The 12,830-nt window shown below is 47.7% G+C and carries 8 protein-coding genes; 1 reads left to right on the forward strand and 7 read right to left on the reverse strand.

Annotated elements, in window-relative coordinates; genetic code table 11:
• Positions 1–139: 139 nt before the first annotated feature.
• The 4 genes from H065_RS0103815 to H065_RS0103830 all read right to left on the reverse strand — a co-directional run bounded on the left by H065_RS0103815 (position 140) and on the right by H065_RS0103830 (position 4,660).
• Complete coding sequence (locus H065_RS0103815; protein WP_017811694.1) at positions 140–628, reverse strand: prepilin-type N-terminal cleavage/methylation domain-containing protein; 489 nt, start codon at positions 626–628, stop codon at positions 140–142.
• Positions 629–699: 71 nt separating this feature from the next.
• The gene (locus H065_RS0103820; RefSeq protein WP_017811695.1) at positions 700–1,908 is read right to left on the reverse strand and encodes a type II secretion system F family protein; all 1,209 of its coding nucleotides are present in this window, start codon (positions 1,906–1,908) and stop codon (positions 700–702) included.
• Positions 1,908–2,957 carry a type IV pilus twitching motility protein PilT gene (locus H065_RS0103825; RefSeq protein WP_017811696.1) on the reverse strand — a complete coding sequence of 350 codons (1,050 nt, stop codon included), beginning with the start codon at positions 2,955–2,957 and terminating at the stop codon, positions 1,908–1,910. Before H065_RS0103825 ends, H065_RS0103820 begins: the two co-directional genes overlap by 1 nt.
• Positions 2,958–2,995: 38 nt before the next feature.
• Positions 2,996–4,660 (reverse strand): GspE/PulE family protein, encoded by a 1,665-nt coding sequence (locus H065_RS0103830; RefSeq protein ID WP_017811697.1) that lies wholly within the window; start codon positions 4,658–4,660, stop codon positions 2,996–2,998.
• Positions 4,661–4,910: 250 nt separating this feature from the next.
• Here H065_RS0103830 and H065_RS26815 point away from each other — a divergent pair, with 250 nt between their 5' ends.
• Positions 4,911–9,431, forward strand: coding sequence for a DUF5057 domain-containing protein (locus H065_RS26815; protein WP_017811698.1), 4,521 nt, complete (start codon positions 4,911–4,913; stop codon positions 9,429–9,431).
• A gap of 208 nt (positions 9,432–9,639) precedes the next feature.
• Here the strand turns inward: H065_RS26815 and H065_RS0103840 are convergent, their stop codons facing one another.
• From H065_RS0103840 to H065_RS0103850, 3 genes are read right to left on the reverse strand one after another with little or no spacing between them, the layout of a single operon-like run.
• Positions 9,640–11,601: a hypothetical protein gene (locus tag H065_RS0103840; protein ID WP_017811699.1), complete on the reverse strand. Its 1,962-nt coding sequence runs from the start codon at positions 11,599–11,601 to the stop codon at positions 9,640–9,642.
• 15 nt (positions 11,602–11,616) lie between these two features.
• Positions 11,617–12,306 carry a prepilin-type N-terminal cleavage/methylation domain-containing protein gene (locus H065_RS26820; protein WP_017811700.1) on the reverse strand — a complete coding sequence of 230 codons (690 nt, stop codon included), beginning with the start codon at positions 12,304–12,306 and terminating at the stop codon, positions 11,617–11,619.
• Positions 12,290–12,826 (reverse strand): type IV pilus modification PilV family protein, encoded by a 537-nt coding sequence (locus H065_RS0103850; RefSeq protein WP_238557873.1) that lies wholly within the window; start codon positions 12,824–12,826, stop codon positions 12,290–12,292. The genes H065_RS26820 and H065_RS0103850 overlap by 17 nt, the downstream gene beginning before the upstream one ends.
• Between the last annotated feature and the right edge of the window lie 4 nt (positions 12,827–12,830).

Genomic DNA, 12,830 nt, shown 5'->3' on the forward strand with positions numbered 1-12,830 from the left:
CTCCGGTTAAGAAGGAAGATACGGAATGTTCGCTTGCAGCAGTGTATCTTCCTTCTTAAATGTCGGTCATTAGCAGAATTCTCTTTCCTTCGCTTTGTGCTTGGTTATACTTTTTTCTAACATCTAAGCAGAAATTATATTATTTCTTTGCGCTAAGAACCTGCTCTGCTGTAAAACTTTTCTCTGTTCCTGCAGTACCAACAGTATGAAGCACTACACTTTCCAAATTTCCATCTGGTTTGAAAACTACCTTAGTAGTTTGAGGATCAAGTGCTAATTTAGTACTTGGCAGGTAGATAGTACTATCAATATATCCCGATTTTGCTGAAGAGCCTGTGACTCCATCTTTGGCTGCTACTGCAGATGATGGCTGAAGATCAATTAATTTTATTGTACTTGCAGTAGTGAAATCTCCATTTTTCTCTCCTACTACATACATACGTGCTGCATTATAAATCTGAGAAGCTGTATTTAGATCTGCATCGTCTTTGGATTTACTCAAGATCCCACCAATCAAAGGAATTGCAATTACCGCTATAATCGCCAGGATAACGATAACCGCCAACAGCTCGATCAGTGTGAATCCTTTTTCTTCTTTGCCCATCTTTTTCATCGCTTTGCTTAACATTTTTCTTTTCCCCTTTTGCTTAATTATTGATATCAAAGTAGATCCATCCGCGGATGCTTACTTCACCACGACTAGCCTACTGAATCATACAGTGTGAACATCGGCAGCATGATGGCTGCCACAATAACGCCGACGACGGCTGCCAGAAAAGCGATCAGCAGCGGCTCCAGCAGAGACTTCAGTCGGTCGACGGTGTTCTCTACATCCATCTCGTAGAAATCCGCCACCTTACTGAGCATCTGGTCAAGCGATCCGGTCTCTTCCCCGATAGCGATCATCTGAGTGACCATCGGTGGGAATACCCAGGATTTTTTGAGCGGATCGGACAAGGCATTCCCCCGGCGGAGCGATTCGCTCGCCTGATTGAGATACCGCTCAATGACTTTATTTCCTGCTACTTCGGTCACAATAGATAGCGCCTGCAGCACGGGTACCGAGCTGGCATACAGGGATGACAGGGTACGTGCGAATTGGGCAATCGAGCCTTTTTGATTGAGTCTTCCGAATACCGGAATCTTCAGCTTGGCATAATCGATCCAGTACGCACCGCGTTCGGAACGCTTCATTATGATAAAAGCTGTAATCAGGAGCACCAGTCCGAGTACCCAGTAATACCATTGATGCTGAATACTTTTGCTCAATGCCAGAATAATGACGGTAATCGTCGGCAGCTTGGCATTCATCGATTCGAACATATCGACAAACTGCGGAATAATCGCCACCAGCAGATAGATCGTGACAGCGATCGCCATAATACCTACGGTAATCGGGTAGGTGAGCGCCGACTTGATCTTCTCGTGGGTGACATGACGCTTCTCGAAATAGACCGCGAGCCGCTCCAGCGTACCCTCCAGATCCCCGGATTCCTCACCGGCACGAATCATGCTGATGAACAGCCTCGGGAAAATTTTGGGCGAATCCTGTACAGCTTGTGACAGCGCAATCCCTCGCATCAGCTTGGAATGAACTTCGTGCAGCGTTTTGCGCAGCACTTTGCTCTCGGTCTGCTCGGCGAGTATGCGCGTCGCATCCAGAATCGTTACCCCGGCGCGAATCAATGTCGCGAACTGACGGCAGTATACGATAAAGTCGATCGTCTTGACCGGATTACCGATATAAATCTCCGTCGTCATGAGCGTCTTACGCTGCTCATTTAGTGCGAATACAGTCAATCCACGCCGACGCAGTTCGTCCATGGCAGTTGTTTTATCCGATGCAGTCAATACTCCCTTGAGCTGCTTGCCGTTAATGGTGCGTACCTGATATTCAAATTGCGGCATCAGACACTCACCTCGGGCAGATATAATTTGCCAACAGCCGGATTAATCTGGCCCTGCTGCATCAGATCACGGATGCTCATCTCCAGCGTATGCATACCGGATGATCGGCCGGTCTGCATCATGCTACGAATCTGATGCGTCTTCTCTGTGCGGATCAGGTTGGCAATAGCTGTTGTATTGATCAGGATCTCGGTTGCACAGACCCGACTGCGTCCGGACATCGTGGGCAGGAGCCGCTGGGAAATGACTGCACTGAGTACAGCTGCCAGTTGAATCCGGATCTGGCCCTGCTGATGCGCCGGAAATACATCGATAATACGGTCAATCGTCTGCGGTGCATCGGTCGTATGCAGTGTCGCGAATACCAGATGACCGGTCTCCGCCGCAGTGACCGCTGCAGAGATTGTCTCCAGATCGCGCATCTCCCCAACCAAGAGTACATCCGGGTCCTGACGAAGCGCTGCCCGAATTCCGCTGGCAAAGCTCGATGTATCACTACCCACTTCCCGTTGATTGATCAGCGATTGACCATGGGTGTGTACATACTCAATAGGGTCTTCCAGGGTTACAATATGCCGGGATTGGTGACGGTTGATATGACCGATCATCGCTGCCAGTGTGGATGATTTGCCGCTTCCGGTTGGGCCGGTTACCAGCACCAGCCCTTGTGGCTTTTCAGTGAGTGTTTTGAGCAGAGGTGGTAGCCCCAGCTGTTCTACTGTAGGAATCTGACTGGTAATGAGCCGGACGGCTATGCTGACCGCTCCTTTTTGCCGGTAGATATTGATCCGGAAGCGCGCCATATTTCCCAGGGAATAAGAGAAATCGAATTCTCCTTTGTCCTGAAAATGCTGCCGCTGTTCTGCATTTAACAACATTTCTGATGCCTTCTCCGTATCTTCTGCGGTCAATATCTCACCAGGTTGTGCAGTCAGATGTCCGTGAATTCGCATAATGGGCGCCGAGCCGATAGAAAGGTGGAGGTCAGATGCCCCCAGCTGCTGCATGCTGCTCAGTAATTCGTGGATATTGTGAGTGGTTGAGGCCATTCGTGCATCCTCCCTCCTGTGCCAAGAATATAAGTCTATTAATAAGAAACGGTCTCTCGCATGACTTCTTGAATGGTAGTGACTCCTTCTCGAACTTTCTGCAGACCATCTCTGACTAGTGTGATCATCTGCTGCTCTTCTGCCGCTTCCCGAATCTCTTCGACAGACGCATTATCCGTAATACTCTGGCGGATACGCTTATCCACTTTGAGCACTTCATGAAGAGCTACCCGTCCGCGATAGCCGCTGTGATTGCAGTTACCACAACCGCGGCCTTTATGCAGTTGTTCCGTATGGATACCGTAACTTTGCAGCAGGATGTTCTCCTGCTCGGATGGTGTATAGACGATTTTGCAATCAGGACAGATACGTCGTACGAGCCGCTGGGCGACAACGCCGATTAGGGAAGATGCGATTAGATACGGTTCTACGCCCATATCACGCAGACGCATTACGGTACTGACTGCATCATTCGTATGCAGTGTCGACAATACCAGGTGACCGGTCAGGGATGCGCGCACCGCTATCTCGGCTGTCTCGTTATCCCGGATCTCTCCGACCATGATGATATTCGGATCCTGACGCAGAATCGAACGCAGTCCGGAGGCAAAAGTAAGGCCTATCGCAGGATTCACCTGTACCTGATTAATCCCTTCCAGCTGATACTCCACCGGATCTTCGACTGTAATCGTGTTGGTACTTTCCACATTCAGTACATTCAGTGCTGAATAGAGCGTGGTCGTTTTACCACTGCCCGTTGGACCGGTAATCAGCAGAATGCCATAGGGATTATCGATCATTTCTTTGAACAATTTGGCATTGTAATCATTAAAGCCCAGCTGTTCGAGCGGCTTGACGCCCGTACTAATATCCAGCAGACGCATAACGATTTTTTCGCCGTGCATGGTAGGCAGAGTGGATACGCGAATATCGACCATTTTCAGATCAAATTGCATTTTGATTCGGCCATCCTGCGGCAGGCGCCGCTCGGCAATATTCAGACGGGACATAATTTTGAGACGGGCGGTAATGAAGCCCTGCATCTGTTTGGGTACATGACGCTCGGTCTGCAGCAGTCCATCGATCCGGTAGCGAATAGCGACATCATTTTCACTGGGATCAATATGAATATCCGAAGCTCTTAAGTGAACCGCTTGCTGGATCATCTGATTGACCAGTCTCACGACCGGCGAGGATTCATCCGTAATCTCGGTCTCTTCAATCTCCTCGGCTGTAGGCAGTTCCCCCATCATCTGGCTCATGGAATCGCGCAACCCATAGTAATGGGCTATTGCGCGCTGCAGTTCATCCCGGCTGGAGATCGCCGGCTCAATCCGGAATCCGGTACTCATACGCAGATCTTCTATTGCAAAATAATCCAGTGGATCAGCCATCGCCACCATCAGTTTGCTGCCATCCTTCATAAAAGGAAGCACCTGATAGCGCTTGGCCATACTCTCGGGAATAATCTGGGTCACGGCCGCATCGATCTGATATTTGAACAGATTGACATGCGGAATGCCCAATTGGAACTCCAGCACTTCGATCAGCTGCTGTTCCGTAATATACCCCTGCGCCAGCAGTACATCCCCGAGTTTGCGCTTGGATTTGCGCTGCTCCTCCAACGCCTGATTAAGCTGTTCTTCGGTAATAAGTCCATTTTCAAAAAGAAGGTCGCCCAGCTTTTTCTTCATTATCTTCATCTACGGGTTCAACTCCATCAGGCATATTAGGAGGCTTTATCTGATATATCGTTTATTGTTTTCGAATATCTTAAGAACTACTTTTCGGCATCTAAGTGATAAAATAGTCCTATTATTTAAGTCCTACTTATTCTAATATTATAAATAATATTTAGCAACCGATATATTAAGTAAATTACCTACCTCATTTTTATCGGACTTTCGACTCAATAGTTTAGCAAGAATTTAAAAATATTGGAGGTTTATGTATTTGAAGCCTAAAAGTGCAATAATATTCCTTTCTATCATCCTGCTAGGATTACTTACCATACCGCTTGTACAGATGATTGCAGGCGCATCTACTCCTTATCAGATTCGTATTCTCGAGATCAACGATAATGGTACATTTGCACTGCAGGAGAAACTTCAGGGCAGCTCCAACTTCACTGTCACTACCATGCGTATGAAGCAATTTGTCGCCATGCGTGAAGAACTGGATGGCAAATATGACGCCATCTATATCGGTAGTGGTTCATATAATACAACGGGTGTACAAGGACAGGATCATAATACAACCAATGTAATGAATGACATCACTGCCCTCAAAGCCAAAGACATTATCACCAACTATATTCAAAAAGGACTACCGGTCATTTTGAATCAGGCGCTACTGAAACAGCCGACTACGAGCAGTAATGCCCATCTGCTCTATAATTACTTCTCGCCTTATCAGAGTGCTTCTGCACGACCGGCTAACGTGTTCTTTATTACCGATGAGCAATTGGCGCCGCTGGTTCTGCGGATGACCGATACCAATGACCGTATGTACCGAATGATGACCCAGCGCCCACAGCTCAATATCAGTAACAAGCCTGCAGATTACGAGACACCTGCCGGACAGTCGGTTGTTTACAGACAGGGTAATGAACTTCGCTTTGACTTTAATGTGGATAATGTATCGGGGTTAAATGATGGCAATGTAGAAGCTAATCTATATCTCGGAATCGACAAGGTACTCAAAATGGGAAGCGATCAGCTGGTCGCTACCGAGAAGCTGGACAGCACACACGGAACTCTGAGCTACAAGCTGCCCAAGGCATATTCGGGCTTGCTGTACTGGAAACTGGAAATTGTAAACCTCCAGGCTGGTACAACTCTCACCAATTACACTACCGGCGTAATTCGGTATCAGGATGAGAAAACTGTCGTTCGTGTACTGCAGGTGCTGCCTTCCGATGGAAATTCCAGTACCAACAGCAGCTTGCTAAACAGCGTCAATATGAAGCCTGAATATCTTACGGGAACTGATTACCGACTGGATATTACAGTCAAGACCTTTGAAGAGTTTAACTCTACTGCTTCCCAGAACCTGAATGGAACCTACGACATGATCGTGCTCGGTTTTCGGGATCAATATAATCAGTTTGCTCCTTTGACCGATAACTCGGCTGCTGCGATTCGCAAATTTATCGCTTCCGGCCAAGGTGTCATGTTTACCCATGATACGGTATTTGACAAAAATGCCGCTTCACAAATCTGGCTGAAGTATTTCCAGAGTGACTCTGGCCAGATCGCGCCGAAAACCAATATTGGACTCAATGCCGTGAATAAATCCACTTCAACCGCTGTAGTGAACACCGGTTTGTTGACAGAATATCCATTTGATCTTAGCCAGTCCCCTTCCAATGCCAAAGGCTATGTGGGACAGATCAACCGGACGCATGACCAGTATTTCACCTTGAATCTGGAAGATCCCGAAGTGGTCTCCTGGTACAATATCACCGGCAGCAGCAGGGATATTCAGGATAGCTGGAATCATTACTATACGTATTCCAAAGGCAATGTCACCTATTCCGGTACCGGTCACACAAATACCGGTTTTCCCGAGTGGGAACAAAAGCTGTTCGTGAATACAATGTATCGCGCGTTTATCGGATCCAATCACGCACCGGAGATTTCGATATCTGCACCGGCAGAAGGCAGTACCAAACCATCCTATCTGAAGAACTTTGCACTCAGTTATACCGCCAATGACTGGGATCTCAAAGACCGTAATCTGACCGCAAGCGTCAAATTCAAGCAGGGCGGCAAAGTCCTGACCAATCTGACGATTCCCGAAAAAACCGTATTGTCCGGTCAGGCGATCAATGAGACATTCGAGAATCCACTTCCGGAAGGCGGTACGCTGCAGATCGAGATTACGGTCAAGGACAAACAGGGCGCCATGGCAACCAAAACGGTTAATTTCACTATCGAAAAAGCCGAAGCCAACCTAATGACCAATCGACAGGTTATTTCCGGCGTGACCAATGGAGAAATTGAGCTGAATCATCCGCTGACGCTCGAATATTCGATTACACCGAAGCCGGTCAGCTACAAGTCGGCTAACCCGGATGAACAGCCATCCAGTAAGATGGTCATTTCCAATATTCAATACAGGGAACAGCTGCCTCCCCAGCTGCAGATTACAGATCCTTTGCCGGAAGGTATGAGCCGGGAAGGAACAGCTGCAGATGGCTATGTGCTGACCATGCCTATCCCTGATATTCAATACAAACTCACTACCCAAAATGGCACACAGTCTTATGTTCCCGTCATGCCGGCAGACAAAACCGCAGTGACATTCCATCTGACGGTGACGCCACTTGCCAAAGGCGCCTACAATCTGGTAGATGCAAAACTGAACTATGCAGATATTCGTAATGCTACACGCAATATTGCAGCACTCGGCAATCTAAAAGATTACAGCGTCATGATCCTGGGCGATATTACGATGGACAGTTCAGGATTCTCCACAGCCGGCCGGTTAGCCGGAGCAGGCAATGTGAATCTGCCGGGCGGATTCAGTATCGGTACGGAACTTGGAGACAACGCCAAAGGTACACCTGTACTGATCGCCGGCCAAAATCTGACGGTGACAGGCGGTTCCGTTTATAAAGGCAAAGCAGTCTATGGTGATATACTCAGCAAGCCGGAGAATACGAATTATACCGCTGTTCAGGGAATACCGATCGACTTTATTGCCATGGGTACACGTCTGCGCAGCATGTCCAGTGATCTGGCCGCCCTGCAATCCAATGGCACAGTGTCCAAATCCTATTCTACGCTGACGCTTACCGGTCAGAACCCGGATCTGAATATATTCCAGGTAGCTGATTCCCAGCTCGGGGATAGCACCAACTCGATTGTAATCAATGCTCCAGCCAGCTCCCATGTGTTAGTCAACGTTAGCGGCTCGCAGGTTAAGATAAGTGGCGGTCTAACGGTCAATGGCCCTGCCGCACAGCATATCCTGTATAACTTCAATCAGGCTTCCAGCCTGAAACTCAGCAATATCGGAGTGATTGGTTCGGTGCTCGCACCTAATGCAGCGCTGAACTTTGGCGGAAGTATCAAAGGCTCTCTGGTCGGTGCCTCCATGACCGGCAGCGGATACGGTTCCTCTTCTATCCCATTTTACGATGTAGATGTAGAAGCTCCTGCTCCTGCACCAACCAAAGAAGAAATGGTAACCATTGTCTTCCCGGATATCATTTTCAATTCGGTAGTGAAAGTAAGAACACTGGCTCTGGAAGATATCTCGATGCTTGTAGGCGATCAAAAAGCAGTGATTCCAAAAGTATCTCCTGCAGATGCCAACAATAAAGTACTCAGCTGGACTTCTGGTGATCCGCGTATCGTCACAGCGGAAGCCAGTGGTGAAAATGGAGTTGTCAAAGCCCTTGCTCCCGGCAAGACGTTTATCGAAATACGCTCTACAGACGGCAGCAATATTTCGTATAGAGCTAAAGTAACCGTCATCCAGCCAGGACTCACGATAAAAGGGCCTACAGTTGTCAGTATTGAACAACCAGCGGTTCTCAAAGCTGTACTCGATCCATCGGATGATAGAGCTACTATCCAATGGTCCTACAAAAACAGCAATGGTAATGCAACGCCCGCCAATGCTCTGACGTTTAGCCGGAGAGATTCATGGGAGACCTCTATCACCAGCAAGCAGCCCGGCAAATATACAGTAATCGCCACAGTCACCACGGGCAATGGACGTATCTATACGGCAGAGCAGACTCTATGGATTTTTAATATTCGTATCGATGGACCGACAGAGCTGGATATCGGCGAACAAATCAATCTGACCGCTATCACCGACCCAGCTGATGTTACACCGGCTCCAACATTTACCTGGTCTCTCGGTAAAGCAGATCCAGGAAGTGTAGCGAATCCGGGAAATACCGATACTTCAGATCATATAACTGGTACAGACGTTCCGAAGAATTATGCCGATCTGAGTTCCAATACCGGTTCGAGAGTTACGCTGACCGGTAAGGAAGCAGGTACAGTCAAGGTTATCGTATCCAGCGGAGATACGCAGGCCACCATGGATGTCACCATCCATCCTGTATTGCGTAAACTTATACTGGCAGGTCCTGTTCGAATGAACATTAATGAAAAAGTCGATCTGTTGCTTCGTGACATCTCAGGCTTTGATTACAGCCCACGTAATATAGATACACTTACACTGCTGAATCATCTTGTCTGGAGCATGCCTGCTGATCATGACAGCATTCAATTTGAAAGTGAGAGTTCACTCGATCCAACGAAAAAAATCCAGACGACAAGCGGCAGTATAATTAAGGCACTTCGTCCAGGTTATACAACTGTCACGTTATCCTACACAGGCAAACCTGATGTAGCATCGGTCACTATTGGTATTATCGTTCTCGCGGAGTCGACTCCACCTGGCGGCGGTGATACCGATAACAATTCGAATATCAATGGAGACCGGTACTAACCGGCTCCCTTGAGTTCGTAATACGTGTTTCACTGTAAGCTATCGTTCGGATAACGTCACAGCATCCATCAGGCATGCCAACACAAAAAAAAGCAGGAAATCTTAACCGAATTACCGGGTGAGATTTCCTGCTTTTTTATATCCATTGTTTGATTTTCAATGCTTAGCGTCGTCTATACCCGAGTCCAGGCTACAATTAATGATCCGGTTATGGCTGGCTGGCCTTTTCTGCATCAGATGATGAATCTTTTTTGACCAATTCCAGCTTGCCTACTTTGATATCTACCTGTTTCACCCTTGGCAATCCCGAAGGCTGCTGGGCAGTAAAGATTTGATCATTATATTTGACCTGAAAACGGCTGTCATCCAGACTGCTGGATAGATTAAATTGGATTGATGATCCTCCTGCCGAAGCAGTCCCGGCTACGGCATTTACCGTTAGATTGCCTCTGGCAAAAAATCCGCCCTCCAGCGAGAAGATCGAGCCTACTCCATATAACCATGCCGACGATTCGGTATAAAAGAAACCTCTGATCTTTTGCGCAGCGGAGTCGCTCCCGATCGCCTTATTATTAAAGGCATCAAACCGGTTTAGGAGAATGCCTCCCTTTGACATTAGTACCAGTCCATTTTCATTCAGATCACGAATTGTTGCATCCTGCAATATGGTCGTATAGACAGTTGGTGCTGATGACTGACCATCGGTACCAGCCGGGCTGCCCGAAGTCTCTGTAGTAGAAGCAGGACTCATCACATAGATCGTCGCATCCATATCTGCTTTGCCTTTCACTATCATTTTGCCAGTAATAATGATATTGGTTTTGATCTGTACCGGTGTATCTGAAGTGTTATTAATGATAAGATCCCCATGGACGATCAACCACTTCTTAAATTCAGTCTGCGGAATATTCTGTCCAAAGGTATCGGGATTTTTATCCGGGTAATTAATCTGGTTAAACGTTGTTCCATCCAGCTCCAGATCGCCCTCGAACAGCATGGAATCCTGCATGTTTTTGAATGTGCTATCCAGTTCGGCCATCTGCTTACGATACAATTTGCTTCGAGCATCAAAGTCCTGCAGCTCTGCTTCTGTCGCATTACTGGAAGGATTCGCAGGGGGTACCGGTTTGGTAGCCACATGTATGAGTGGCGATTGTCCACTATCATCTGCTACCGCGTCCTTTTTCGCCTGTTCAGCAATCTGTCCAATTAGACTCGACACATTCTTATTCTGTGCTTGATACCATTGCTGCACTTCATCGCGAGATGTATGATTCAGTGCTTCCGTGACTTTATCAATCATGGTCTCTTCCAGATTAATCTGTACGAATTTTTTATTGTTTTTGATTACTACATTCTCCAGTGGAATGCCGAGTGATTCTTCCAGATTATCAGCTGTATTCTTAATATCTGCATTCACCGGTACGCCTTCCTTGGAAATGGAATCCATGGATTGCACATAGGCTTTCCCATCCGATGACAGCGCAGGATACAGGGTCTGCTGCTTGAGGTCGCTACTGCTGTTATAACGGTATTCCGCATTCTGGCTCAGACGCAGTAGCTGTCCGGAATAGATATTGCCGGTAATGGATGATGCTCCGTTAAGCGTCAAATTGTGCTCTGATCCCAGTGCATAATTGAGAAACTCGGGAAATGTATCAACCGTCAATTTCTGCTGCAGTTCACGAGTAACTCCATTCACGGTAGCTTGGGCAGTTAATGTAATATGGTACAGCGTAGGAAGCTCATTTGATCCGCTTAAAGACTTATCCTCATATTGAATATTCGTTAATCTGGCACTTGCAGAGCCTGTCTGATCCAGTTCCGTATAGACTTTATGGTTTTTGTTATTAATCTGCAGCTGCAGTTGATCTCTGATTCCCCTCAGTACATCATTTAGCTGCTTGGGATCAATATCCTGATGACGATCGAGCTCCTGACTGATATAGGCTATACTTTCGTCCAATGCTTTCTGGGCCAGATGCAGACTCTGCACATCGTTCTCACGCAGTTCGGTACGCTGGGCACCGCCGATCGTAGCGCTCAGCACAGCTACTCCCAGCACCGTCAGCAGCAGCACAACAAACATAACCATGACGAGTGCCGATCCCTGCTCCTGCTTCCAGAAGACTGTTTTGCCTGAATCCGGCTTCTGTGGCTTGCGGGACATTCTGTTTCCTTCTTTCTAGAATCCGAATTTGCTTTCCAGCGAGGTCTGTGCAGTCTCTCCACCCATTATGGGATGGGACAGCTTCAGATGGATCTGGATTATACCGCTCTCATAAAAGGCTTGTGCTTCTCTTCCATCTATCTCGATGATCGATCCTGCTTCCAGTACAGACTGTGCTGCGACCAGCTGTGCATCACCCGATCCGGATGTAGTCACGGCAGACTGCGCAGTATTCGTCTGTGCAGCTGTATCCGATGCAGTCGGGAGCCCTGCTGTTGACTCCGCTCCATTAGCTGCTCCACTGCTGGCTGCAGCAGCTGTACAAGAAGGTACTTTGAGCTGAAGCGAACTTCCTTCATGAGTTGCGCCCAGGTAGAGTTTACCTCCGCAGATGTAGACATCCTTGCTTTCCAATTTTTCATCTTCTTTTTCCAGACGGATACCGGCAGGATGACCCTCGGCATCGGTCAGCTGCCGAACACGCTCAGGGGCAAACGTATACAGCTGCGTAATAATCGAGGACATCATAATATCCCCTTCCTCGCGAAGTAGGTTCTCGGTATTGATCTGCTGATAGCTGCCCATGCCAAAGGTAGCGACTGCATATACAGCCGTCATGACCATGGTCAGCAGCAGTAGGGTAGGCAGCATCTCGATCAGGGTGAATCCGCGCTGATCGCGTAGTCGATTAACGAATTTTCTCATCCGTAATATATCCCTCCACTACTGTGTCTTCCTGCCGGCTTTCTATTTCGGGTCCCTGGACCCTGACTTGAACAGGCATCAAATAAACCGATCCTTCCTCCGTCACTCCTTTACCGCCGCTCTGCAGTTGGGATTGAATAGATACTTGATAGGTAATCCCATTGATTACCGGATTTAATATATAGGAGAGCGTACTGGTATCATTGACCAGCAGCGTATAAGCACCGCAGCTATCTGCCGTTTTACATAGCCCGGCTTGTACCGTTTTGTTCTCTTCCAGATACTTTTTCCACTTTTCAAAATCCTGCTTTTCCGCATAGACCAGCGCGCTGCGGGCCAGATTAACCATGACGGTTTTGTTCTCATTACTTTTGGAAAAAGAAAGCGAGTCTCCAAAATAAGCCATGAGTCCAAGCGAAACAATCGCAAGAATCACGAGCGCTGCCATGACTTCAATCAGCGTAAATCCTTGTTCTTCCCGGAAAGCTCTGCGCATAATAGGCTCCTTTGATTCGATCATGAAG

Source organism: Paenibacillus shenyangensis (genome assembly GCF_000346635.1).
Taxonomy (GTDB): Bacteria; Bacillota; Bacilli; order Paenibacillales; family Paenibacillaceae; genus Saccharibacillus; species Saccharibacillus dauci.